Genomic DNA, 24,861 nt, shown 5'->3' with positions numbered 1-24,861 from the left:
TGCTTCATAACAATTAAAAATTTAAAAAAAATGAAAACGAATAATTATCAGGGAGCAATGCAAAAACCTTTACAATCAGGATTCAATGCAAAATCGACTTCAACAGATGTAATTAAAGGAATTGATTTAACGGGTAAAATTGCCATTGTAACCGGAGGCCATACCGGAATTGGGTTAGAAACTACCAAAACACTTTCTAATGCAGGTGCAACGGTAATTATTGCCGCCAGAGATATTGTCAAAGCGCAGAAAAACCTTGACGGAATTGCAAATGTAGAATTAGAATCTTTAGACTTTATGAATCCGGATTCTATCGATGCTTTTGCTGCAAAATTTATAGCATCTGGCAGACCGCTGCATCTTCTTATCAATAATGCCGGAATTATGTGGGTGCCGTTACGCAGAGATCACAGAGGTTACGAATCGCAATTGGTTACCAACTATTTAGGACAGTTTCAGCTTACTGCTAAGTTATGGCCGGCACTTAAACAGGCTAATGGAGCGAGAGTTTTAAATGTTTCTTCATACGGACATCAAATGGCGCCGTTTGATTTTAATGATCCTAATTTTCTTCATCGCGAGTATCATACGTTGCAAGGCTATGGACAATCTAAAACGGCCTGTAACTTGTTTGCTATGGAACTTGACAATCGTGCCAAAGAATTTAATGTGAGAGCTTATTCTCTGCATCCGGGAAGCGTTCTGGGTACTGATTTAGGCAGAGAAGAACCTATCGAATTGTTCAAACAAATTGGTACTCACGATCAGGATGGAAATTTAAAACCAGAAGTAGCTGTTTTATTAAAAACGCTTCCGCAGGGTGCGGCAACTACAATTTGGTGTGCGACAAGCCCTTCTTTACAAAACATTGGTGGTGTGTATTGTGAAGATGCTGATATAGCCGAACTTGATCTTGGAAATATCGAACACAAATTTGAAGATCCTTCTACCATACGCGGCGTACAGCTTTATTCTTTAGATGAAGATAACGCTAAAAGACTTTGGGATTTAAGCGAACGCCTTTTAGGAATGTCATTTGAGGTTATTTAATAAAAACTAAAATGTAATATACCGTCAGGATTTTTATCTTTGATATAAAAAAGGAAAATTTTGGCGGTTAATATCGTTGTAAAATGGAACACATCTCAAAATATTTAACTCCGGATATCAAACTGTCATGTTATGAAGATAAATTCTTCAAATCTGATCTGGTTTTTGATGATCATATGCTTATTTGGTTCATTTCAGGCGAAACTAAAATTATTCAAACCGATTCTGTTTTTACTTTTAAAACCGGTGATATTTTTCTAATTCCCAGAAATTTACTCGCAACCATTATAAATTATCCCAAAAACGGACAGCCGCATAAAACGGTGGTCATGCATCTTTCTGTAGAACGTTTAAAAGAGTTTTATAAAAATATTGATTTAAGCGGAAAAACCCTTTCTGAGCAAAAAATCGTCTCTTACAACAATCATCCTTTATTAGAAAGCTGTCTGGCTTCATTAATGCCGTATTTTGATATTGAAGGCGATTTTCCCGAAGACATTGCTTCCTTAAAAATTACCGAAGCCATTAGTATTTTAAGAACCATTGATAAAAGTATCGACAATATTCTGGCCAGTTTTGATGAACCCGGAAAAATTGACCTCATCGATTTTATGCAGCGCAATTTTATGTTTAATATGCCTATGGAAAAGTTAGGATATTTAACAGGGCGCAGTTTGTCTACGTTTAACAGGGATTTTAAAAAGTATTTTAATACCACTCCTCAAAAATGGCTGACTCAAAAAAGACTTGAGCTCGCACATTATCATTTGTCTGAAAACAAGAAAAAACCAACCGAAATTTATTATGAAGTGGGTTTTGAAAATCTGTCTCATTTCTCTTTTGCTTTTAAAAAGCAATTTGGTTATTCACCAACCGCATTGGGCAATATTCAATAGATTATTTTAGATTTTTTTATTATTTCCAAAGCAATAAATACTTTAATCAAATGTTATTATTAATGCAGAGGCTTAACAGTTTCTGGATTATATCAATAAATTAAAGTATATGAAAAAAATATTGTTTTTAATTATAACGGGGTTTTCCCTGCATCTACAGGCACAAGAAGAAGTAAAAGGTAAATATCAGCCCATTCAGTCTAAAACTCCGGAAAGTAAAGAAGTGATTCCGCCAACGGAAACTCCTCCACCCGACGAACCTACTCTTTCTAAAGATCCAATTGTTTTAAAAATAAACCCGGAAGAGCTTTTTAAAGACAATACGCTTTATAAAAGAGAAGCTAATGTTGAAGGCATTTTTTATAGAAGAAATGAATATTTAGGAGGTTATGTAACCAAATCGTCAACCTCAACAGTACGTTATCGTGATGCCGCTTTTGTAGACGGTGATAAAATTAGAGTATATCTTAATGATAAAGTGATTGAACCCGAAGTTAGCCTTGTTGGTGAATTTAAAGGATTCAAAATAAATCTGGTAAAAGGAATGAACAAAATTGATTTTGAAGCTTTAAACGAAGGTTCTGCATCGCCAAATACAGCCGAATTTCAGGTTTTTGATGATACAGGTGCTGTTATAAAAGCAAGTCAATGGAACGTAGGAACAGGTTACAAAGCTGTTATTATTTTATACAAAGAATAAATCCGGTTTCTTATTAATTCAAATAAAAAAGGGTTGTTTCATTTTTGAAACAGCCCTTTTGTTTTGATTATTATTTGTTTAAAATAACATTTTGTTATTTTATTATAAACATAAGCATCATTCCGCTAGGAATGTTTCGTCGGTAGAAAAAAAATAGCTTGTCGCATTTACGTTCCGTAGGAACGTTTGATATGTAATTGCTAAAAAATGGAGACAAACCAAACGTTCCTACGGAACGTAAAAACATTGGCAACAACATTTTTTCTACCAACGAGATGTTCCTACGGAACATTTTATGTAATTTTTATTACACGCTTTTAAACTCATAACCAATAACTCATAATTAATAATTAACAATCAACAATCAACCATTAACCATTAACAATTCACCTCTTCTCCCATAAAGCAACAACCTTTTAAAAGAATAAATAGCGGGAAGTTTAGGAAAACTGAGCGCAATTCTCTCTTTATACGTTTTTATAAAAAGTTCTTTTTGTTCACCTTCAAGCCTTTCGATATAAGGAATTAAAGCCGATCCTGAAATAAAATCAAAAAGCGTATCGTGATCCTTTGCAATTATGGGATACACTTTCTGAATGATTTGAATATCTTCTAAACCGCCGTCAAACAAAATCTGCGCATATTCATCAATACTTAAAACAGGTGAATCTCTTTTAAAACCTTTTAAATACGTTTTAAAGGGCTCTTCATCAACCAATTCAGAAAGAATTTTATTGAGTTTATTTTCTGGCTGAACCGGCATTTGTACCGCAAATTGTCCGCCTTTGTTAAGCAAATTCAGTAAGTTTGGAAATAACATAGTATGATCATTCGACCATTGCAAAGCCGCATTACTGAAAATTAAATCCCATTTTTCGCCAGAATGTAGGGTTTCTTCGGTAGTAGCTTTTCGAAAGTGCAGTCTGTCTGTTTCAAGATGTTTCGATTTTTCGAGCATTTCTGCCGAAGAATCAACTCCTAAAAAATGAGCATCTTTAAACTTATCAGCCAAAATAGCCGTTTGCTCGCCCGTTCCGCATCCCAAATCAATAGATCTCATTCCGCTTACAGGTTTTATGAATTCGGCTAAATCATAAAAGGGTTGATACCGAATATCTTTGAATTTATTGTATATCTCTGGATTCCAAGGCATAATTTGTATTTTTAATAAAAGAAAGTTGCTAACTAAGGTACTAAATTTTAGGATGGTAAAACTTAAAATTCTCATATCAAACGTGTTAAAAACTTAATAAATTTGCTAAATTATACCGATTGGTATATATTTGTAACATATATAAATCATTTTGAAAATGAGCAAAGCAGAAAAAACAAAGCAGTTTATTATCGAAAAAACAGCTCCACTTTTTAATACAAAGGGTTACAGCGGCACATCAATGAGTGATATTACAACGGCAACCAGTCTTACAAAGGGAAGTATTTATGGCAATTTTGAAAATAAAGACGAAGTGGCTATTGCGGCATTTAAGTATAATGTAAAAAAGCTTCACGATGTTTTGAGCCGTGAAATTGAAAAACAGAGAACTTTTAAAGAAAAACTTCTGGTTTATCCGAGATTATATTCAAATTATGCTGAACTTGAAGTTACAGTAGGCGGCTGTCCGGTTTTAAACACCGCTATAGAATCTGATGATACGCATCCTGTTCTTAAAAAATATGCTGAAAAAACCCTTCTTTACTGGAAAGAAAAACTTATCTATTTAATCGAGCAAGGAATAACTGCAGGCGAATTCAGAGCCCAATCAATTGATTCAGAAAAAACAGCCTTAACCATAATTGCCATAATCGAAGGCGGAATAATGATTAGCAAACTGACTGGAAACGGCAAGGATTTATCAACGATCATGCTTTCTCTTTATAAAATCATCGAAGACTTAGAATAAGCAATTTTTACGATTGCTTTTTTTAGCCATAAAAATATACCGATTGGTATAATTAATAATTAAAATAATAAAATAAAATGAAAACTAGATTACAAGTACTGCAAGATCACATTGGTGGTGAATTCACCCTTTCGCCATCTCCTTTTATGCTTTGGATGAATCCAATAGTTGTTGCTGCCGAACCGGGAACAGTAACTTTTAAATATCTTATTCGGGATGAAATGACCAATCCTATTAAATCTCTTCATGGAGGTGTTACAGCTGCTATTGTAGATGATTGTATTGGTGCAACGTTATTTTCTCTTGATGAAGAACATTTTTACACTACTATAAATCTAAACATGGATTATTTTGCTCCGGCTCACTCCGGTGATATTATTTTGGCCAAAACAGCCATCGTAAAAAAAGGTAAACAATTTGTAAATGCGCAATGTGAGATTTGGAACGAATCTGAAACCCGATTAATTGCCAGAGGATACTCCAATCTTTTTAAGACAAATGTTGTAAAAAAAGTGCTTTAATACTCTTTTATATTCAAAATGTTAAAATGGTAATTATGTAATTTCTCACAAAAATAATGTAAGAAATTCCGTCTTACATAGAATACATTTGAATATAGTAAATTTCTTAAATCTTACTTAATGAGTAAGATTTTTTTGATTTTAACTAAAACGTCTTCCTAAATCTGAATGATTAGGTAATCTCACAACTAATTTTTTTTGAGCGTTTTTCTCAGTTAAATAAATAGTTAGGGTTTCGTAAAAATTACTTGAAATAGAGTCTTCTGTAAAATTTAATTTTAGAATTATGAAAAAAATTACCTTTCTTATTTATATCATCTCCCTTCAAAGTTTTTCTCAGATATATGTGGGCGCGAGTACTCCGGTTTTTGTAAAAAATCAGGTATTGTTTGTACAGCAAAACATTACTCTGGCAGCAAATTCAAATTTATATTTAAGAAATCTTTCGCAGCTCGTACAAGGCACAACAGGAACGTCAACAAATTCCGGAACCGGAACAATATCTGTCTATCAGGAAGGAAGCTCAGATAATTTTGATTACAATTATTGGTGCTCTCCTGTAGGTGTAGGAAGTGCATCGGCCGGAAACAGTAATTTCGGAATCACTTTATTAAACAGGCCTACAACTTCTACGGCTGCTACGGCTGCTACGATTCTTCCGCTGCAAAGTTTTGACGGAACTGCAAATCCGCTTGCCATAGCTTCACGATGGATTTACAAACTAACAAATGCTAATAGTTATTCGCAATGGGTTCAGGTTGGTGCAACGACTACTCTGGCTCCCGGAGAAGGTTTTACAATGAAAGGCAGCAGCGGAACCGACGCTCTTGATCCTGAAGGAACCGGAGTTGTTAATAATCCAGGCGGTACAGGCGCACAGCGTTATGATTTTCGCGGAAAACCTAACGACGGTACCATTACGGTATCTGTAGGTACAAATGCTTCTACCCTTACCGGAAATCCTTATCCTTCGGCAATGCACTTAAACGCTTTTTTATTAGATCCTTTAAACAGCGCATGTACAGGAATTGCTTATTTCTGGGAACAGGACAAAACCATCAATTCTCATTTAATCGCAGCTTATCGAGGCGGTTATGCTACTTACTCTCCCGGAACTTTGGGCTCAAACGGAATTTATGTTCCCGCTACTTTTAATAGTTATAAAGGTGATGGTTCGTTAAACACTGTTGGAACGTCATCCGGGCTTATGAGACAGCGAAAATATGCGCCTATTGGTCAGGGGTTTATTATAAAAGGGGCTTCGACTGGTACTGTCGCATTTAGAAATTCATATAGAATATTTTATAAAGAAGGTGCTGGTTTATCTCAATTTGAAAAACCTGCCAGACCTAACACAACAGCAAAAAATACAGATGCCGAAAATCAGGAAACTCAAAATGAGCAGGAAAGCAACGATATTCCGCATATTAGAATAAATACGATTATTAATAATCAGTTTACAAGACAGCTTGCTCTTGCTTTTTTACCTGAGGCTACAGATGGCGTAGATCCCGGAATTGATGCCTTAAATATTGACGGAAGTCTGCCAAATGATGCTACTTTTTTGGTAGATGGTAAAAGTTATATCATCGAAGGTGTTGCTTTTGAGGTAAACAAACAAATTCCTTTAACGGTAAAAGCGGCCGAAAATACGACACTTAAATTCTATATTCCTGAGGTCATCAATTTTGATCCTTCGCAGACGGTTTATATTTATGATGCTTTAGATTCTTCTTATCATGACATTAAAACCGGAAATTATGAGGTAACAATTGCGCCTGGAGTTTATACTGACCGTTTTAAAATTGCATTCACCAACAAAACATTGGGTGTTGATGAAGAAACAAAAAGCAATTTCTTTATAAGTCAGGATAACGCCAATCAGTTATTAAAAGCTTCCAATCCAGACGCTATTCAGCTAAAATCGTTTACTCTTTATGATATTCTGGGCAGAAAAGTTCGCTTTAAAGACAATTTAGGTGCCGAACAGTCTTATAATTTCTCTACTGCCGGTTTAAGTTCCGGAGTTTACATTGTGTCTTTTATAACTGCTGAGAATGAAAAAATATCCAAAAAAGTAGTCATTTCAAATACCGGCAAGTAGCCTTCTTATTAAAAAAATAAAGTTTTTTATTCTATCCAAACCACTAAAACCCCAAATTATGATAACTACAACTTCTCTAAAAAATAATAGAACATTCATAATACTGTTTTTTTTCCTTTTATCATTCATTGGAAATGCACAAATTGGGATTGGAACAGTAACTCCTAATGCAAGTGCCGTATTAGACATTACCTCAACAACTCAGGGAATGCTGGCTCCCAGAATGACAACTGCACAAAGAACTGCCATAGCTTCTCCTGCTGATGGTTTAATAGTTTACGATACCGATTTGAAAGCTCTTTATTATTATTCTTCGGGTTCGACTTCATGGGTGGTGGTAAGCAGCGGTATAAATCCGAGATTAAACTTCAAGCGTATACGATCTACAGATAATCTCGCAACTGTTTTGGCTACCGAATTAGCTGCGGGCGGCGGTGCTAAATATGTTTTAAACTCTAATACATTGTATGAAATAAACGGTACAGTAACGTTTAATTTCCCTATTGATTTAAATAATGCTTATGTGCACGGTTTAGATTCTAATGACGATATTATTCTTAGAACGAGTGGCAATATATTTGAAGGCGCAACCGGAGGAAGTATACGAAGTTTAACCATTAGAGCTGCTACAGGAAGTGTTTTCAACTTAAATGGTGCGGCAACTCAAAACTTAATTTTTAGAGATTGTATTGTAGCCAATTCTGCTAGTGTGGGTACAATATCTGGTTTTGGGCTTGTATTTTTGAGTATTATCAATTTTTCAGGAAATACAAACGGAATAACCTATAACAACATTAGTCAGCTTTTATTAAGTAATATGGGTTGGTTTAATAATAATGCCGGCACTTATGAAAAACTAACCGGAACATTTACTTTAGTAGAAAAACAAGGCGGATTTAGTCAGGTTGACGGAACTGCAATAGGATTTGATGTTTCTACCAGCGGACTTACAATTACAGGTGATGCCGTATTAGAATCTGTAGTTTTTACCGGAACAAATACGGCTGGATATGTAAAAGGCTATACAACGGGTTCTTATACAGGATATAACTTTAATAACAGCTGGAATGTTAGAGCTGCGGGAATTCCAACCGAAACTGATGCCAATGCTGTTGGTGACTTTTCTATGGATTACACCGTAGGAAGCGGTCTGGCAGTTAGTTTTACAAATAATTTAAACCCAAGTAATACCGTAAAAGTAGGTTCTGGAACTCCCTTAACTACCTACTCTAATTTGTTTAGGTTCTCTACTGATGCTGCAAACCGTTTACGTTATCAGGGAAAGAAAAAAAGAATTTTTCAGATAGGAGGTTCAATTTCTTTTCAAGTACCAGGAGCTGGAACTTATATTATTTATATAGCAAAAAATGGAACCGTCATAAGTCAGTATAAAATTTATGGAAGAGGACAAATACTTAACGATATTGTGGTGCTTCCTTTAAATGCAACAACCGAACTTGTAAACAACGATTACATTGAAGTTTTTGCACAGCGTTATACAGGAGCAAACGGAGATATTGTCGTACCTAATATGACCATTACCATTAAATAGATCTTTCTTCTAAACAGTATTGTAAAAAGAAAGAGGAGAATTTCAAAAATGAAATTCTCCTCTTTCTTTTTATATTTATTTAAGTATTTATAGTATGATGAGTTCTTAGTTTAACTTATAATTCATAACTTCTAACTCATAACTAAAAAAACTTATTTCTTATCAATTTTATAAAGTCTACCCTGATCTGTAACAGCATACAATGCACCGTCGCTTCCTTGAGTAATATCTCTAAAACGCTGACCTTCGCTGGCAAGAAGTCTTTCCTCTCCTACTACTTTATTATCACGTATCACCAAACGTGCGATATGAGTAGCACTAAGCGAACCAATAAAAAGATTATTTTCCCATTCCGGAACACGATTTCCTGTATAAAAAGTCATTCCGCTAGGAGAAATTACAGGATCCCAGTAATAAACAGGCTGTTCCATACCGTCTTTCTGCTGAATTGCATCTCCAATTACTTGTCCGCTGTATTCAATTCCATAAGTAATTGTTGGCCATCCGTAATTAGCTCCGGCTTTTAAACGATTAATTTCATCGCCGCCTCTTGGTCCGTGTTCGCTTTGCCAAATTTCTTTTGTAACCGGATGAATTGCAAGTCCCTGTGGATTTCTATGTCCGTAAGTATAAATTTCAGGTAAAGCATTTCCACCTGCAAAAACCGGATTTCCAGATGCCGGCTGTCCTTCTTTGGTAATTCGTATCACTTTTCCAAGACTAGCTGTTAAAGATTGCGCCAAAGGTCTTGTCTGCAAAACAGAACGCTCTCCTGTGCTTGCTACAAGATTTCCGGTCTGATCAAAAAGAATACGTCCTCCGTAGTGTAAATCACTTGCATTTGCCGGACTTGAACGATAAATTACCGTTGCGTTTTCAATAGTTTTTTCGTCGTTTGCTAATCTTCCTTTGGCAACAGCAGAAATATTTCCTCCCGTAACAGCTTCCGAAAATACCCAGTAAATCATTCTGTTAGAACTAAAATCAGGATCCAGACATAAACCCAGTAAACCTCCCTGTCCCGCAGGATTTACAGCTGGCAGACCTGTAATAGGCTCGCTTACTACTCCTGCAGCGGTTACAATACGCATTGTTCCTGCTTTTTGAGTTACAATTAATCTTCCGTCAGGAAGTACTTTTACGCCCCACGGACTTGATAATGATGATGTAATAATATCCGCTTTGAACTCTGTATTTGTTGTCATTCCGTTAATTCTGGTCTGACCCGCAAATGCAGGTTTATATTGTGTATTTGCCGGTTTAGTTTCTACAGGGTCTGTTACCGTTCCGCCTCCGTTTTCAGGAGTATCGTCGTTGTTGCAGCTAAAGGCCAACAATGCAGTAGAAAGAATAAAAATGTACTTTAAATTTTTCATAATAGTTATTTTAAATTAATTTGGGTTATAGTAATAAATATCTAAAATCAAAAATGAAAAAAATTATATAATTTAAGGAAAGACTTACAGAATTAAACGTATTAAAAATCAAGTTATTATTCCATCATCGTCATTTACGTTCCATAGAAATGTTTGAATCTATAAAACAAAAAATCCCATTTATGGAAAATGGGATTTTCATTATAATGAGAAAATGTTTTTAAAATTTAATGGCAATTTTACCAATAGTTTTTCCTGATTCTAAACGCTCATGTGCTTTTTTAAGATTTTCTGCAGAAAGTCCTTTATAAGTTTCTTTTAAAGTTGTTTTTAAAATCCCTTCATCAAGTAAATCAGCAATTTTGTTGAGAATATGATGCTGTTCGATCATGTCATCAGTTTGAAACATCGAACGTGTATACATCAATTCCCATGAAAAAGACACACTTTTACTTTTCAGTTTATTTAAAACAACAGGTTCGGCACTTCCGGTAATTGAGGCGATATGTCCCTGAGGTTTAATCAATTCGGCCATAATGTCCCAATATGCATTCGTGTCAACAAAATCCAAAATAAAATCTACATGCTGAAAACCTGCCTCTCTAACCGAATTAATTAAATCTTTATGATCTACCACAAAATCGGCTCCTTGTTTTTTGCACCATTCAACAGTTTCGGGTCTCGAAGCAGTGGCAATAACGGTTAATCCCGCTATTTTTTTTGATAGCTGAATGGCGATAGAACCAACACCTCCGGCACCTCCAATAATTAAAATAGATTTTCCTTTGTCTTTTTCAGGACTGATTCTAATTCTGTCAAACAAAATTTCCCAGGCTGTTAATCCTGTTAACGGAATCACAGCTGCTTCAGCATTCGTTAAAGATGTTGGTTTATTCCCTACAATCCTTTCATCAATAACCTGACACTCCGCGTTGCTGCCTTGTTTGGTTAAATCTCCGGCATAATAAACCGGATCGCCAACTTCAAATAAGGTTACTTTTTCTCCCACTGCCTGTACAATTCCTACGGCATCCCAGCCAATAATTTTGGGTGTTTCGAGAACAGTGTCTTTGGCACCGCTCTGGCGAATTTTAAAATCAACCGGATTTACTGAAATAGCATCAATTTTTACTAATAAATCATGCGCTCCGGGTATTGGTTTTACAGTTTCAAATTCAATAAAACTATCTGTGTTTTCTATAGGTAATGAGGTTTTAAATCCTATTGCTTTCATTTTTTCTAAATTTTGGTTTAAAATATACTAACAAAGATACGAGGGGTTTACGTCTTAAAGCTGGTATATTTTTATGCAATATTGGTACAAATTCTTCACTATGTTTTTTTACGCAGATTTAGGAATGTTTTTTTGTTTCCCGCAGATTTAGCAGATATTTTTATTAATCAGCTAAATCTGCCAAATCTGCGGGAGAATTTACCACGCATAGCTTTGTCAAAGTTTAAAACTTTGACAAAGCTTTACACTCATAACTATGTTTAAAAAAACTTAAATTTGCTAAACGAAATTCTCTTCAAAATGATTATCCGAAAAGCCAAACTCTCCGACTCCAAACAAATTGCTCCTATATTATTATTGGCAATGGAAGATCTTCTTTATAAATTCATCAACAAAAAAGATTACACAGCTGCTAAAGATCTTCTGCAATATTTTGTTGAAAGAGAAAACAATCAATATTCGTATGAAAATTGTTTTGTTGCCGAAGAAAACAACGAAATCATTGGCGCAGTAAATGTTTATAACGGATCTGATATTGAAGCTTTACGCCTGCCAATTGTAGAATATGTTCGAGAAAATTACAACCCAGAATTTGATCCTGAGTTTGAAACGCGCGCCGGAGAATTTTATATTGATTCATTGGGGGTAAATCCAAATCAACAAGGAAAAGGAATTGGATCTAAATTACTTTTGTTTTTGATTGATGAATATGTTACTAAAAATAAAGAGACTTTAGGTTTGTTGGTTGAAGAAGATAAACCGCTGGCAAAAAACCTTTATTTAAAACTTGGTTTTAAAGTGGTGGGCGAAAAGGCTTTGGTTGGAAAAAAGCTCGATCATCTTCAAATAAGCTCAAATTAAACTTCGGCTCTGCCAAAAAATAATTAAATTCCAAAACCAAAATAAACTTCAATGAATCATCCAATATTTGAATCTAATTATAAAAAACTGGGATTTCTGATTTTGAATCAGGAAACTGTTGACGAAATTAACAGTGATGATTACAAAGCCTATATTAAGGTTTTGTATGTTCCGGAAGATTATCAAATAACCATTGATTTTAAACATTATCAAACTTTAAATCCTTCTTTGTTTTTTATAAACAGCAATCAATACCTGCAGATTAATGAAGAAGGTAAAAAGCCAGGTTATTTTATGTACTATAACCGGGATTTTTACTGCGTACAGATTCATGATGCCGAGGTTGCCTGCGACGGACTTTTATTCAATAATATTTTTGAAATGCCAATGACAACCTTGCCTGATAAAGAGGTTTTGTTTATTGAAGGCATTTTCAACCAGATTCAGGAAGAGTTTATTTCGCCCGATTCTTCGCAGGAGGAAATGATTCGAACGTATTTGAAACAGCTTATTATTAAAGCAACCCGAATCTGGAAAATACAACAGCTGGGAGCTTTAAATGATGAACCTTCTAAAGAAATGGATTTTTTTAGGGATTTCAGCCGACTGGTTGAAATTCATTTCAGAACCAAACATACTGTTGCCGATTATGCTGATATATTAGGTCTGGCTCCCAAAACGCTTTCGAATAAATTCAACCGTTTAGAACTTTCGCAGCCTAATGATATTATTAAGGACAGAATTATTCTCGAAGCAAAAAGGCTTTTGGGCTATTCTTCTTTAAGTGTAAAAGAGATTGCTTATCAGCTCGGATATGAAGATCCAGCTTATTTTAACCGCCTTTTTACCAACAAAGTTGGCGACACTCCGTCGAATTTCAAGAAAAAATACCTTCAAGGGAAAAATGTACAATTAGAATAGACTTTTATCCATTTTGAGAGCTTTATAAGCGCCATATCTTTGTCCTATCAAATTATAAATAATTAAAAACACAAAAGATATGAAAACTATTAAAGCATTAAAACAGAGTTTATTTATTGCAGCATTGTTAATTGTAAATACAGTTGCTTCAGCACAAGAAAGACCTTATAAAGGACAAAATGACCCGGAAATTTTTACAGAAGTAAGAGGCTTTTTAAATGCCTTAAATTCTGGTGACGGAAAACCTTTGGAACAATTATCAGTTACAGATGCCAGAAACGTTTTGGTTGGCGCTCAAAAATCTGTAGAAGTTGATTATTCCGGAATTGAAGAATCTGAAAAAGTAATTTCTCAAAACGGTTTAAAAGTAAAAATACATATTACAAAACCTAAAGGCGCTAAAACAAATGCGCCGGTATTTATCTTCATTCACGGCGGAGGATGGGTTTTAGGAGATTACCCTACTCATAGAAGATTAGTAAGAGATTTGGTAGTAGAAAGCGGTGCAGTTGCAGTTTTCCCAGATTACACTCCGTCTCCAGAGGCTCAATATCCTGTTGCAATCAACGAAATTTACGCTGCAACTCAATGGGTTGCCGAAAACGGAAAAGAAATTGGTGTAAATGGTAAAAACCTTGCTGTTGTAGGTAATAGTGTGGGTGGAAATATGACTGCTGCGATTACTTTAATGGCAAAAGATAAAAAAGGACCTCATATTAAATTACAAGTTTTATTATGGCCGGTAACCGATGCTAATTTTGAAACTGAGTCTTATAACTTATATGCAAACGGTCGTTTCCTTACTAAAAACATGATGAAATGGTTCTGGGATAATTATTTACCTGATACTGCAAAAAGATCTGAAAAATATGCTTCTCCATTACAAGCAAGTTTAGCTGAATTAAAAGACTTACCTCCTGCTCTTGTTCAAACTGCTGAAAATGATGTTTTAAGAGATGAAGGTGAAGCGTATGCAAGAAAACTAAACGAAGCCGGAGTTCCGGTAACTTTAACAAGATACAATGGTTTGATTCACGATTACGGACTTTTAAATCCTATTGCTAATGTTCCTGCTATTCAAACTGCAGTTCAGCAAGCAGCAATCGTAATTAAAACATCTTTGAAATAATTCATAAAAAACAATAAGGTAAAAAAGGGAACAGAAATTAATCTGTTCCCTTTTTCCATTAAAAATAGTAAACTATTTAAAAACTCTACTTTATAAGCTTTGATGTCCTTCAAAACTTATACAAAAAACAAAAAATCCGCACACAAAGATAGGATCGAAACCCATATTGGAAATCATTAGAAATAGTGATTTTTGGTTTCAAAACTTTGAAGAAATTATTATTTTGATTCTGGTAAAATGTTAATCCCGTTTTCTAGGCAATTTGATGGTTATAATGCCGTTATAAAAGAAGATTTTAACGACTTTTATGCTTCAATTTGCAGGCATAATTTAGTATAAACCTCATTAAATAAATTTATATCACCACATGAAAAACATAACAATATTAGAAGCAGGTTTAGTTTTAAGAATAGTTTTAGGAATTACAATGTTATCAGCGGTTGCCGACCGTTTTGGACTTTGGGGAGCGCCGGGGTCTAACGGAGTTGCCTGGGGAAACTGGGAAAATTTTGTTCTCTACACACAAACACTTAATCCGTTTGCTACTAAATCAGTTGCCGAAGTACTTGGCGCGATTGCAACCTTCTTCGAAATTTTATTATCTGTTTTATTGCTTTTTGGTTTTAAAACCAGAATTGCAGCTTTAGGAACTGCTTTTTTAATGCTGTTATTTTCAGTTTCAATGGCAATATCTGTTTCGGTAAAAGCGCCGTTTGATTATTCAGTTTTAACCAGTGCTGCTGCGGCTTTGCTTCTTTCTACAATTGGAAAAACTGCTTTTGCTGCTGATAATAAAATATAGTATTTAGTTGTTTTTTTCACACATAGCTCTCAAAGTTTGTCATTCCGAGGAACGAGGAATCTGCGCAAGAAACTCTACAAAGATTGGCGATTTATATACGGAGCTACTTGCGCAGATTCCTCGTTCCTCGGAATGACAAGATTGCGCAAATTATGTTTGTTTAAACAAGTATAACGCCTTTTATATACAAACAAAAACTATGTTTCTATGTGTTCAAAAAACTAAAATACAAAAGGGATAGAAATTAATCTATCCCTTTTTGCCCCAAAATATTTAAAACACCTTAGCTCTCTACCTACAAAAGAGCTTCAACATAACTTGCAATCTGCGAATCAGTTTGTGAATTAAAAGAAGATTGCACTAATTGGACGGTTAAAAACAATGTGTCTTCTTTTAATTCCATTTTAACATCATCATTATTTTCAGAGTTTGTTAAGTGAATAGTGCTCATTTTATCCTGAAGCGCTTCTTTTCCCATATCATCAGAACAGATTTTTTTTACGAATGATTCTACATCATCAAAAACAATATCCAGTCTTGATAACGGATATTGATCGTAAGCTGTAAAAGTATTCCAGTCAATGTCTACTTTAATATCATAACCTGCTCTTTCTTTTAGTTTTGCCTCAAAAGCCGGAAGTTTTTCTGTTTTAATTGATTCTGCTAAACGTTTTTCTGCTAATCCCATATTTACTTTATTGATTAATTGTGGGAGCAAATGTATCAACGGTATTTCGTGTGGACATCACTATTTATAATGATTTTCATTTTATTTTCAGACTTGATTGATTAGGTCAATTTTTCCTTTATTTGCTAAAATTTCATTTAACATAGCAGATTCATAACCCATCATCTTGGCTCTTCTGGCTTCTTTTAAAGCTTTTTCAGGCTGCTTTAACTTATAATACATTTCACCAAGATTGCACACAAAAATGGGTTCTTTCGGATTTATTTCTATTGCTTTTTCAAAATACGAAAGCGATTCTTCATAACGCAGTTCTATATCCAGAATACAGCCGTAATTATTGTAAATAAGAGCATTTACAGGAGGTTCATGTTCTGTCTTAGTAAAATAATAATGTCGTTTGCTAAAACTGGCTTCATAACCTTTAGTGTACCAAAGAATTCTGGATTCAAGAAAATAAGCCGAAGCATATTGTGAATCTATCGCCAAAATTGCATCGCAGTTTTTTTGTGCGGCTTCATAATTTTTAGCAAACATAAAATCCCAGCCTTCTTTTAAAAGTGCTCTTTTGGTTTCGTCTTCTTTTTTCTCAAGATCTTCCTCATTAATTTCTTTTTTTCGATATTCATCGATTTCAATTTCCCAGTCAGAAAAAATTACTTTTTTAGTATTTCCTGTTACAGTAAAAACTAAATCATTGGCATCGGCATCTTTAAAATCAAGTGAAAATAATATCTGTTTTTCAGAACCTGAATCTAAAACTTCTTCTATTTTCTGATTCAGTTTTTGAATATTTACGTGTATTCGCATCCATGTTCGCAAATAAGAACCTCTATGTACAAAAATTATTTTTTTAGGAAGATGCCTTAAAGCCGGCTCTGCAATAACCTCTTTTTCTATCTTATAATATTTAAAATAATTATCGTTTATTTCGAGATAATTACGTTTGTCTAAGCCCGAAAACTCCAAGCCCCACACAACCAGTTTATCCTTCATCTCAAACCGTTCCTGAATGTGATTTGATTTTTTTATTTTTTCAATTAACTGAGAAAAACGCTTTTCGTTATTATAAAAATTATGACAAGATCTGTTTACTATAAGTTTTTCTTCCTTTTCTTCTTGACTTATTTCCACTGAATCATTGCTTGTGAAGTCTATAAAAACTAAGTCATCACTATATAATTTCAGGCCTCCGTTCTGGTAAATATGAAGATAAATTCGTTTCGATTTTTTTCCCCTGATACTCTTAGGTTCATCCAGCGGATATTTTTCTTCTTCAAGTTCTAATTTTTGAATCGGAAACGGAACACTTACTTTATAATATTTATCTTCAACTATAGAAAACCATGAAATTTCAAATTTATCTGCATTAAATGGAATATGAATTAAACCCGAAAATGCCGATTGATTTAAGTGATAATATTTAGATTGAATATCCATTTCTGCCAGTTCATCTTCTGAATAAAAACAGACATTATTTTCCAGTTTTATATCAGAAATCAAATATTTAGAAGAATTGACAAACGAAATCGAATCGATATGCATCAAGAGTTCCCTGTCGTGATAAACACTAAATGTTGATTTAAAATACCTGTTGGCCAAACGGACTCTGGCTCTGTAATGAGACCCGAAATAATGAATGTAATATACTGTAGGTGAACCTAGAACGATTGTCAGCCAGATTAAAAAATGCAATCCGTTAAATTCACCTGTTTTTTGATAATTGACCAAAGCATAAACTCCGTAATCAACAAAGAGTAGAAATGCAGTAACCAATACAAATCCAAACAAAAATTCTAAGCTTATACCGCCATGAGATTTTCCGTAATAGAAATAGAAAAAATAGCCGCACCAGGCAATCGCAGCATTAAAAAACACTGCAAAACCTAATCCTAAAAAATAAAGTAGAAAATAACTTATAAACTCCGCCGCAAACAACAATCCGACTGGAAAAAAAATCTCTCCGCTAAAATAAACAGGATCAACTCTTTTATAAGAACTGTAACTTTTCATGATTTAATATTCTTGAATTTTAAAAGGCAAATGTAAAAGTTCGTTAAAACCGAGAAGTCATTATAAATGGTGATTTTTTTTATTTGTGAATTGTGAAATGTGAAATGTGAATGAGAAACGTGCTTTAAAACTTTGTCAAAGTTTAGAACTTTGACAAAGTTAGCGAGTATGTCAATTCACATTTTCACATTTCACATTTCACATTTCACACAAGAAACATTTCACACAAGAAACATTTTTAAGGTATATTTAAGGTCACGAACAAATATGTATTCGTAAATTAGCCACAAACAAAAATTTAATTTAATGACAGTACTTACATTTACCCTGATAATGCTTCTTGGTGCTTTTTTAGCAGGCTTTATTGGTTCATTATCGGGCTTGGGCGGTGGTATAATTATTATTCCTCTTTTAACTATTATTCTTGGTGTTGATATTCATTATGCAATTGGAGCCGCTCTGGTTTCGGTAATTGCGACTTCTTCCGGTTCGGCGGCGGCTTATGTAAAAGAAGGAATTACTAATATGCGTCTGGGGATTTTTCTTGAAATTGCCACCACAATCGGAGCTGTTTGCGGTGCTTTACTTTCTACCATTGCTCCTACTTCATTCATTGCCGTTTTATTCGGACTTACCTTGATTTTTTCGGCTATAAATTCACTTCGCAAAAAAGAAGAACACATTGTTTTAGAATCAAGTCCACTGGCTAAAAGTTTAAAGCTTCAGGGAACTTACCCAACGCATGACGGACAAGTGGTAAGCTATGGAACTAAAAATGTTATTGGCGGTTTTAGTATGATGGGAATTGCCGGGATGATGTCGGGTTTACTCGGAATTGGTTCCGGAGCTTTTAAAGTAATTGCAATGGATAATATTATGCGAATTCCGTTTAAGGTTTCTACCACTACCAGCAATTTTATGATGGGCGTTACGGCAATGGCGAGTTCTGTAATTTACATTCAAAAAGGCTATATCGAGCCGGGAATTTGTATGCCGGTTGTTATTGGTGTTTTGTTTGGCGCTATGGCCGGAGCTAAAATTTTGGTTAGAACAAATCCTAAAAAGCTTAGAATATTTTTTGCCTGCTTAATTTTTGTACTGGCTCTTAATATGATTTATAACGGAATTAATGGAAAAATCTAAAGTTATGCAGCACGAAAAATTTGGAGAAAAAGATTTTCAAACCATTATTGGAAATTTATTGCGTTATGGTGTATGGATTTCACTTTCCGTAGCTTTTATTGGCGGAATCGTTTATTTAATGCATCACGGAAATGACATTGAAGATTATTCTGTTTTTAAAGAAAATGACCGCAATATATTTGAAGTCGTTGGCACAGTTATAAAAGGTGTATTTTCGGGAAGCGGAGAATATTTGATTTTCTTCGGAATTATATTATTGTTTTTAACACCAGTTTTCAGGGTTTTACTTTCTCTTTTCTCTTTTTTGATTGAGAAGGATTATTTATATGTAGTGATTACACTTATTGTTATTCTGATTATTATAACGAGTATTTCATTTGGATTTTCTCACTAAGCTTTAAGCTTTAGGCAGTAAGCTATAGGCTTTCCAAAAGAAGCTTAATGCCTATTGATTAAAGCAAAATATTGTTATAAGCTTTATGCCATAAGCTTTTAAGAATGTTAAAAGCCTATTGCCTAAAGCTTATAGCCTAAAGCATAAAAAAATTGCTGTAAACTCTATTTTTAGGTTTTCCAAAAAGCCTATTGCCTAAAGCTTACAGCCTAAAGCATAAAAAATATGGAAATAGGAATCGATAGTTTTGCTTCGGCAATGTATGGCGACAACAATACTCTGAGCAGTGTTGATGCAATGGAACAGCTTCTGCAGAGAATTGAATTTGCAGATCAGGCTGGATTGGATGTTTTCGGGATTGGAGAACATCATAAAAAAGAATTTCTGGATTCGGCAACGGCTGTAATTTTAAGTGCGGCTGCGGCAAGAACCAAAAATATTCGTTTAGCAAGTGCCGTAACAGTTTTAAGCGCTGCTGATCCTGTACGAGTTTATCAAAGTTTTGCGACTTTAGATTTAATTTCAAAAGGAAGAACCGAAATTGTTGTGGGCCGTGGTTCTGCTATTGAAGCTTATCCTCTTTTTGGATATGATCTTAAAGATTATGATGCGCTTTTTAAAGAAAAGCTGGAATTGCTTTTGCAAATTAGAGATAACGAATTTATAACATGGTACGGAAAATTTCGTCCGGAATTAAATAATCTTCCGGTTTACCCGAGAGCTTTACAGGAAAGAATGCCGATTTGGCTTGGTGTGGGCGGAACTCCGGAATCTTTTGTCAGAGCCGGAAGTTTAGGCCTTCCTTTAATGGTTGCAGTTATTGGCGGACAAACACATCGCTTTAAACCTTTAATTGACTTATATCGCGATGCCGGAAAAGCTGCAGGTTTCAAACCTCATGAATTAAAAGTGGGTTTACATTCGCCTGGTTACGTTTCCAATACTACTGAAAAAGCTATCGAAGAATATTATCCGGGTTACGCCGAATTGTGGACAAAATTAGGATACGAAAGAGGCTGGGCTCCGGTAACAAAAGGTAAATTTGACGGATTAATTGATGATCTCGGTGTTTTAATTGTAGGAAGTCCGGAAAGAGCTGCAGAAAAGATTTTGCGTCACAGCGAAGCACTTGGCGGAGTTGACCGATTTACTTTTCAGATGGACAATGCCGGATTAACACATTCGCAATTAATGAACGCTATAGAACTCATCGGAACAAAACTGATTCCTTTGATTAAGAAAGGGTAATTTATTGGCCACAGATTACACAGATTAAACGGATTAACACAGTATTATTTTTTTATTATTTAGGATAAGAAATAACCTTTGAACCTTTGGCACTCTAAACCTTTGAACCTATAAAAAAAGAAAAGCATCCGTTTTTAGCGGATGCTTTTCTTTTTTAATTGTAATTTTTCAACTAGAACAATTAAATAGTATTAGAACTTATATGTTACACCAAATCTGAAGTTTCTTGGCTGTTCTGTCTGCCAATAGTAAGCATTAATATTTGTTGAAGCATAATAAGAACCGCTGTAAAGATATTTATCCAGAATGTTAAACACATTTGCTGTAAATTTCATTTTTCCAATCTCATAAGATAAACCACCATCCAATTTAAAATATTCCGGAAGTCTTTCTAGTCCGGCAGCCCAGGTATCTGTTTGTCTTCCTGCAAGGTATGTACCTCCAATAGACGCTCCTAATCCTTTTAATTTACCGCTTAAAAGAGTATAATTTAACCATGCATTGGCAACATGTTTAGAGAAACCCGGTACAGTAGAACCTTGTACAATACTTGGAACATTAGAATCTGTAACTATAGATTCTGTAAAAGCATAATTGGCAATTAAATTAAGACCGTCAAAGATTTTTCCTCTAAGATCAACTTCTATACCTTGTGCTCTTTTTTCTCCTAAAACAACTTTAAACACATCATTAGGTCCGTTACTCGGATCAGAAGTCAATTCGTTTTCTTTTAAAATTCTATAAGCAGCAACTGTGGTGCTCCATGATCCGTCAAACCAGTCTTTCTTGATTCCAAACTCGATATTATTTCCTGTAAGAGGTTTAATTGGATCTCCATTTTTAATAATTCCAGATTGAGGCGTAAAAGCCTGATCGTACAATCCGTAAACCGATGTAGTTGGCGTTATAGAATAGCTGACACCAACACGAGGCGTAATATGAGTATCTTCTTGTACATCACCCCAGTTTGTTTGGTTTATCCATGTATATCTTGCCGCAAGAGTCAATCTTAATTTATTTTCAAAAAAACCTAATTCATCCTGAATGTAAGCCGCTGCATATTTTGAAATCATACCTCCAAAAGATCTTTCCTTAAGCGGCGTTTCACGATCAAAAACAGGCAGTCCATTTGCTGGTGTTCCATAATTTGGTGCAAAAATATTAAACGGAGTATCGAAAGTATCTAAATCATGCGATTGGTAAAAATCTGCATAGTATTCTTTATTTCCTGCATCAATTCCTCCTAATACTTTATGAGAAACAGAACCTGTATTGAATTTTCCATTAACAAAAAGCTGTCCTAAAAACATATCGCTTTCCGCATCCCAAATACCCACATTACGTATAATTTCACCATACCCAAGAGTTCCGTCAGGTATCTCATCATAGTCTAAATCAACCGGACCAGGTCCCACGCCCGTTGGCCATGAGCTGTATCCTTTTTGCAGATATTTAAAATAGGATGTTTGTGCAGTAAGTTTCCAGTTGTCATCAAATTTATGTTCAAATGTAAAATAGCCGCTGTGATCGTTCATTTTTGTATCTGGCAGACCCGGCTGAGTCATTGTAAAATTTCTTGGCAAAGTTGCATATCCTCCAGCGTCAGCTCCAAAAATATAATAAGAACCAACCTCGGTCATATTAGCCATTTGATAGTTGTACTCTAAAGTCACTTTCGTTTTATCATCAATTTGATACGAAAGTACCGGAGCAATTACATAACGATCATTGTGCTCAAACGGTCTGTGAGAGCCTTTCTTTTGAAAAGCACCATTAAAACGGTATAAAAACTTTCCTTTTTTATCAAATTTTCCATCAAGATCAATACTTGCTCTGTAAAAATCAAAGCTTCCAGCCATCACAGTAGCTTCTCCTTTCGTAATTCCGGTTGGTTTTTTAGTCACCACATTATAAAGTCCGCTTGGATCACCGCTCGAAAGCATAAATCCTGCTGGTCCTTTCACAAATTCGATATGATCTACAAAACTCATATCTTCAGTTAATGGTCCCCAAAAAGAAGTAACCACATTAAATCCGTTACGGAAAGCCTGAATTTGTGAACCACGCATTGTAATATTCGTGTACATATCTCCCCAGTGTTCTAAACGCACAGCACCACTTACGTTACGAATAACTCCGTCACTCATACTGATAATCTGCTGGTCTTTTAAGGTTTGACCGCTCACAATTTGAATGTTTTGAGGAATTTCCAATACTGGAGTCTGCAAACGTAAGGACATAGAAGGTTTGTCTTGTTTGTATTTATTTTTTGTAATTATTACTTCATCAAGATCTTCCTGGCTTTCAGAAAGTGAAAAGTTTTTTGTTGTAGTCTGCTTTGCTTTTACAACAATATCATCTTCAATAGGGCTAATTCCTACTGAATGAATACTAATTGTATACGAACCCGGCTTAACATTTCTAATTTCATACTGTCCGCTTTCGTTTGTAACAGCTGAATATTTTGTTCCTTTAAGCGCTACAGAAACACCTTCTGCGGGTGTATTTCCACTCAAAGAAACTTTTCCGTTTACTTTTCCCGATTCCTGACTGATTGCGTTTAAAGAAGTCAAAAGAACCATCAACAGGCAAACTTTCTTAATGATTTTTATACTCATTTTAGTAATATTTTAAGTTTTGTTTGGCAAAAGTAACTGCTAACAGTGGATTTTCCAAATTATTTTTAATTATTCTAAATAAATATAAAATAATTAAACTATTTAGTGATATTTTTACACTTATTGCTTTTTAAATTTTGTAAGAAAACAAATAATTAAGGAAGTATACTTATCTTTAATCCGCAAAATAAATTTCAGAACAACAAAAACATAAATCAATGGATACCACCAAAACAGTTAGAAAAGTTGCAATTGTGGGTTATAACAGAATTCCGTTTGCCAGAGCCAATACCGCTTACGCCGAAGTTGGAAATATGGAAATGATGACCGCTGCCTTAAACGGAATTGTCGATAAATATAATCTTAAAGATGAGTTATTAGGCGAAGTTGCCGGAGGTGCAGTTATAAAACATTCTTACGACATGAATATGATAAGAGAATGTGTTATGAAAACTTCACTTGATCCTGCAACTCCTGCTTGTGATCTCCAGCAAGCCTGTGATACCGGAATTGAAAGTGCTATTTATATTGCCAATAAAATTGCTCTTGGTCAGATCGAATCTGGAATTGCCGGTGGTGTTGATTCTATCAGCGACATGCCGATTGCAGTTAGCGAAAAATTGAGAAAAACGTTATTGAAAGCCAGACAGGCAAAATCATTAGGCGAAAAAATAAAATTGTTTTTAAAACTTCGTCCAAAAGATTTTTCTCCACTTGTTCCTCGAAATGAAGAAGTACAAACCGGACTTTCTATGGGCGGACATACCGAAATCACAGCAAAATATTATAAAATTTCAAGAGAAGATCAGGATAATTTAGCGCTTAAAAGTCACTTGAACATGGCAAAAGCCTATGATGAAGGTTTTTTTGATGATATGATTACGCCTTTTAACGGACTTGATAAAGACAATAATCTTAGAAAAGATAGTTCTATTGAAAAGCTGGCTAAATTAAAACCTGCTTTTGATAAAGTGAACGGAACTTTAACGGCAGGAAATTCTACTCCGCTTACAGACGGTGCTTCCTGCGTACTTTTAGCCAGTGAAGAATGGGCAAAAGAAAGAGGATTACCAATTTTGGCTTACATTACTTTTGCCGAAATCGCAGCTGTGGAATATGTAAAAAACCAGCAGAATCTTTTATTAGCGCCTTTATTTGCTGCCAGCAGAATGCTAGAAAAAGCAGGGTTAAATCTGCAGGATTTTGATTATTATGAAATTCACGAAGCTTTTGCCGCTCAGGTTTTGGCCACTTTAAAAATTTGGGAAAGTCCAGAACTTAGCGCCGAATTAGGCTTGAAGAAAACTCTTGGCGCTATCGACCGAGAAAAACTAAATGTAAAAGGAAGCAGTCTGGCAGCCGCTCATCCATTTGCTGCAACCGGTGGAAGAATAATTGGTGTTATGGCAAAATTATTAAATCAAAAAGGTTCAGGAAGAGGATTTGTTTCTATTTGTGCTGCCGGAGGACAAGGTGTTACGATGATTATTGAGAAATAATATCATTACAATTATCTTTGTCAAAGTTTAAAACTTTGACAAAGATTTTTTAAAATACAACAAACCCGACAGGTTTTAAAAACCTGTCGGGTTTACTTATAAGATAAACTTCTGAATTTCATTTTTTAAATCCGCTGAATCTCCTAAATCTGCGGGAGTATTTTTTTGCACGCAGATTTAGCAGATTGGGCAGATTTTTTAATTTCTCTTCTTT

Annotated in this window: 21 protein-coding genes; 15 read left to right on the top strand and 6 right to left on the bottom strand. The window is 34.7% G+C overall.

All coding sequences use genetic code 11. From position 1 onward, the window contains the following. Positions 1–30 precede the first annotated feature (30 nt). From ABDW27_RS21780 to ABDW27_RS21770, 3 genes are all read left to right on the top strand, one after another. Positions 31–1,050, top strand: coding sequence for an SDR family NAD(P)-dependent oxidoreductase (locus ABDW27_RS21780; RefSeq protein WP_343697828.1), 1,020 nt, complete (start codon positions 31–33; stop codon positions 1,048–1,050). Between the two features lie 83 nt (positions 1,051–1,133). Continuing rightward, on the top strand, positions 1,134–1,946 hold the full coding sequence (locus ABDW27_RS21775) for an AraC family transcriptional regulator (RefSeq protein ID WP_343697827.1): 813 nt from the start codon (positions 1,134–1,136) through the stop codon (positions 1,944–1,946). A gap of 109 nt (positions 1,947–2,055) precedes the next feature. After that, a complete protein-coding gene (locus ABDW27_RS21770) occupies positions 2,056–2,646 on the top strand; it encodes a hypothetical protein (RefSeq protein WP_343697826.1) in 591 nt (196 codons plus the stop codon). A 364-nt stretch (positions 2,647–3,010) separates the two neighbouring features. Here ABDW27_RS21770 and ABDW27_RS21765 read toward each other — a convergent pair whose 3' ends face one another. Further along, positions 3,011–3,799: a methyltransferase domain-containing protein gene (locus ABDW27_RS21765; protein ID WP_343697825.1), complete on the bottom strand. Its 789-nt coding sequence runs from the start codon at positions 3,797–3,799 to the stop codon at positions 3,011–3,013. 157 nt (positions 3,800–3,956) lie between these two features. Here ABDW27_RS21765 and ABDW27_RS21760 point away from each other — a divergent pair, with 157 nt between their 5' ends. The 4 genes from ABDW27_RS21760 (at position 3,957) to ABDW27_RS21745 (ending at position 8,724) form a co-directional block, all read left to right on the top strand. After that, positions 3,957–4,547 (top strand): TetR/AcrR family transcriptional regulator, encoded by a 591-nt coding sequence (locus ABDW27_RS21760; protein ID WP_343697824.1) that lies wholly within the window; start codon positions 3,957–3,959, stop codon positions 4,545–4,547. Positions 4,548–4,624: 77 nt separating this feature from the next. Beyond that, entirely contained in the window at positions 4,625–5,068 is a 444-nt protein-coding gene (locus ABDW27_RS21755; protein WP_343697823.1) for a PaaI family thioesterase, read from the top strand. Between the two features lie 286 nt (positions 5,069–5,354). Beyond that, entirely contained in the window at positions 5,355–7,172 is a 1,818-nt protein-coding gene (locus tag ABDW27_RS21750) for a T9SS type A sorting domain-containing protein (RefSeq protein WP_343697822.1), read from the top strand. 58 nt (positions 7,173–7,230) lie between these two features. Next, complete coding sequence (locus ABDW27_RS21745) at positions 7,231–8,724, top strand: hypothetical protein (RefSeq protein ID WP_343697821.1); 1,494 nt, start codon at positions 7,231–7,233, stop codon at positions 8,722–8,724. A gap of 152 nt (positions 8,725–8,876) precedes the next feature. Here the strand turns inward: ABDW27_RS21745 and ABDW27_RS21740 are convergent, their stop codons facing one another. Next, positions 8,877–10,100 carry a PQQ-dependent sugar dehydrogenase gene (locus tag ABDW27_RS21740; RefSeq protein WP_343697820.1) on the bottom strand — a complete coding sequence of 408 codons (1,224 nt, stop codon included), beginning with the start codon at positions 10,098–10,100 and terminating at the stop codon, positions 8,877–8,879. Between the two features lie 220 nt (positions 10,101–10,320). Further along, positions 10,321–11,334: a zinc-binding alcohol dehydrogenase family protein gene (locus ABDW27_RS21735; RefSeq protein ID WP_343697819.1), complete on the bottom strand. Its 1,014-nt coding sequence runs from the start codon at positions 11,332–11,334 to the stop codon at positions 10,321–10,323. Positions 11,335–11,634: 300 nt separating this feature from the next. On the opposite strand from ABDW27_RS21735, the gene ABDW27_RS21730 reads away from it, so the two are divergent. The 4 genes from ABDW27_RS21730 to ABDW27_RS21715 all read left to right on the top strand — a co-directional run bounded on the left by ABDW27_RS21730 (position 11,635) and on the right by ABDW27_RS21715 (position 15,047). After that, positions 11,635–12,195 carry a GNAT family N-acetyltransferase gene (locus tag ABDW27_RS21730; protein ID WP_343697818.1) on the top strand — a complete coding sequence of 187 codons (561 nt, stop codon included), beginning with the start codon at positions 11,635–11,637 and terminating at the stop codon, positions 12,193–12,195. Between the two features lie 51 nt (positions 12,196–12,246). After that, positions 12,247–13,116 (top strand): AraC family transcriptional regulator, encoded by an 870-nt coding sequence (locus tag ABDW27_RS21725; protein ID WP_343697817.1) that lies wholly within the window; start codon positions 12,247–12,249, stop codon positions 13,114–13,116. 79 nt (positions 13,117–13,195) lie between these two features. After that, complete coding sequence (locus tag ABDW27_RS21720; RefSeq protein WP_343697816.1) at positions 13,196–14,245, top strand: alpha/beta hydrolase; 1,050 nt, start codon at positions 13,196–13,198, stop codon at positions 14,243–14,245. Between the two features lie 367 nt (positions 14,246–14,612). Continuing rightward, complete coding sequence (locus tag ABDW27_RS21715) at positions 14,613–15,047, top strand: DoxX family membrane protein (RefSeq protein ID WP_343697815.1); 435 nt, start codon at positions 14,613–14,615, stop codon at positions 15,045–15,047. Positions 15,048–15,342: 295 nt separating this feature from the next. Here the strand turns inward: ABDW27_RS21715 and ABDW27_RS21710 are convergent, their stop codons facing one another. Then, positions 15,343–15,735: a hypothetical protein gene (locus ABDW27_RS21710; protein ID WP_343697814.1), complete on the bottom strand. Its 393-nt coding sequence runs from the start codon at positions 15,733–15,735 to the stop codon at positions 15,343–15,345. Positions 15,736–15,822: 87 nt separating this feature from the next. Further along, positions 15,823–17,745, bottom strand: coding sequence for a tetratricopeptide repeat protein (locus ABDW27_RS21705; RefSeq protein WP_343697813.1), 1,923 nt, complete (start codon positions 17,743–17,745; stop codon positions 15,823–15,825). Between the two features lie 306 nt (positions 17,746–18,051). On the opposite strand from ABDW27_RS21705, the gene ABDW27_RS21700 reads away from it, so the two are divergent. The 3 genes from ABDW27_RS21700 (at position 18,052) to ABDW27_RS21690 (ending at position 20,530) form a co-directional block, all read left to right on the top strand. Further along, positions 18,052–18,888: a sulfite exporter TauE/SafE family protein gene (locus ABDW27_RS21700; RefSeq protein WP_343697812.1), complete on the top strand. Its 837-nt coding sequence runs from the start codon at positions 18,052–18,054 to the stop codon at positions 18,886–18,888. Next, the gene (locus ABDW27_RS21695) at positions 18,875–19,282 is read left to right on the top strand and encodes a DUF1634 domain-containing protein (protein WP_343697811.1); all 408 of its coding nucleotides are present in this window, start codon (positions 18,875–18,877) and stop codon (positions 19,280–19,282) included. The genes ABDW27_RS21700 and ABDW27_RS21695 overlap by 14 nt, the downstream gene beginning before the upstream one ends. A gap of 225 nt (positions 19,283–19,507) precedes the next feature. Then, positions 19,508–20,530, top strand: a complete 1,023-nt coding sequence (locus ABDW27_RS21690) for an LLM class flavin-dependent oxidoreductase (protein ID WP_343697810.1) — start codon at positions 19,508–19,510, stop codon at positions 20,528–20,530. A 191-nt stretch (positions 20,531–20,721) separates the two neighbouring features. On the opposite strand, the gene ABDW27_RS21685 is transcribed toward ABDW27_RS21690, so the two are convergent. Then, positions 20,722–23,148 carry a TonB-dependent receptor gene (locus tag ABDW27_RS21685; RefSeq protein WP_343697809.1) on the bottom strand — a complete coding sequence of 809 codons (2,427 nt, stop codon included), beginning with the start codon at positions 23,146–23,148 and terminating at the stop codon, positions 20,722–20,724. Positions 23,149–23,366: 218 nt separating this feature from the next. Between ABDW27_RS21685 and ABDW27_RS21680 the strand changes: the two genes are divergently transcribed. Beyond that, positions 23,367–24,647, top strand: a complete 1,281-nt coding sequence (locus ABDW27_RS21680) for an acetyl-CoA C-acetyltransferase (RefSeq protein ID WP_343697808.1) — start codon at positions 23,367–23,369, stop codon at positions 24,645–24,647. Positions 24,648–24,861: the final 214 nt, after the last annotated feature.

Source organism: Flavobacterium sp., from assembly GCF_039595935.1.
Lineage (GTDB): Bacteria > Bacteroidota > Bacteroidia > Flavobacteriales > Flavobacteriaceae > Flavobacterium.
The sequence above is the reverse complement of the archived record's forward strand: the minus strand, read 5'-3'. Positions and strand labels throughout refer to the sequence as shown.

Bases quoted from the DNA above. Each gene is read 5' to 3' on its own strand.
- ABDW27_RS21780 (WP_343697828.1), top strand. From the start codon at position 31: ATGAAAACGAATAATTATCAGGGAGCAATGCAAAAACCTTTACAATCA.
- ABDW27_RS21775 (WP_343697827.1), top strand. From the start codon at position 1,134: ATGGAACACATCTCAAAATATTTAACTCCGGATATCAAACTGTCATGT.
- ABDW27_RS21770 (WP_343697826.1), top strand. From the start codon at position 2,056: ATGAAAAAAATATTGTTTTTAATTATAACGGGGTTTTCCCTGCATCTA.
- ABDW27_RS21765 (WP_343697825.1), bottom strand. From the start codon at position 3,799: ATGCCTTGGAATCCAGAGATATACAATAAATTCAAAGATATTCGGTAT.
- ABDW27_RS21760 (WP_343697824.1), top strand. From the start codon at position 3,957: ATGAGCAAAGCAGAAAAAACAAAGCAGTTTATTATCGAAAAAACAGCT.
- ABDW27_RS21755 (WP_343697823.1), top strand. From the start codon at position 4,625: ATGAAAACTAGATTACAAGTACTGCAAGATCACATTGGTGGTGAATTC.
- ABDW27_RS21750 (WP_343697822.1), top strand. From the start codon at position 5,355: ATGAAAAAAATTACCTTTCTTATTTATATCATCTCCCTTCAAAGTTTT.
- ABDW27_RS21745 (WP_343697821.1), top strand. From the start codon at position 7,231: ATGATAACTACAACTTCTCTAAAAAATAATAGAACATTCATAATACTG.
- ABDW27_RS21740 (WP_343697820.1), bottom strand. From the start codon at position 10,100: ATGAAAAATTTAAAGTACATTTTTATTCTTTCTACTGCATTGTTGGCC.
- ABDW27_RS21735 (WP_343697819.1), bottom strand. From the start codon at position 11,334: ATGAAAGCAATAGGATTTAAAACCTCATTACCTATAGAAAACACAGAT.
- ABDW27_RS21730 (WP_343697818.1), top strand. From the start codon at position 11,635: ATGATTATCCGAAAAGCCAAACTCTCCGACTCCAAACAAATTGCTCCT.
- ABDW27_RS21725 (WP_343697817.1), top strand. From the start codon at position 12,247: ATGAATCATCCAATATTTGAATCTAATTATAAAAAACTGGGATTTCTG.
- ABDW27_RS21720 (WP_343697816.1), top strand. From the start codon at position 13,196: ATGAAAACTATTAAAGCATTAAAACAGAGTTTATTTATTGCAGCATTG.
- ABDW27_RS21715 (WP_343697815.1), top strand. From the start codon at position 14,613: ATGAAAAACATAACAATATTAGAAGCAGGTTTAGTTTTAAGAATAGTT.
- ABDW27_RS21710 (WP_343697814.1), bottom strand. From the start codon at position 15,735: ATGGGATTAGCAGAAAAACGTTTAGCAGAATCAATTAAAACAGAAAAA.
- ABDW27_RS21705 (WP_343697813.1), bottom strand. From the start codon at position 17,745: ATGAAAAGTTACAGTTCTTATAAAAGAGTTGATCCTGTTTATTTTAGC.
- ABDW27_RS21700 (WP_343697812.1), top strand. From the start codon at position 18,052: ATGACAGTACTTACATTTACCCTGATAATGCTTCTTGGTGCTTTTTTA.
- ABDW27_RS21695 (WP_343697811.1), top strand. From the start codon at position 18,875: ATGGAAAAATCTAAAGTTATGCAGCACGAAAAATTTGGAGAAAAAGAT.
- ABDW27_RS21690 (WP_343697810.1), top strand. From the start codon at position 19,508: ATGGAAATAGGAATCGATAGTTTTGCTTCGGCAATGTATGGCGACAAC.
- ABDW27_RS21685 (WP_343697809.1), bottom strand. From the start codon at position 23,148: ATGAGTATAAAAATCATTAAGAAAGTTTGCCTGTTGATGGTTCTTTTG.
- ABDW27_RS21680 (WP_343697808.1), top strand. From the start codon at position 23,367: ATGGATACCACCAAAACAGTTAGAAAAGTTGCAATTGTGGGTTATAAC.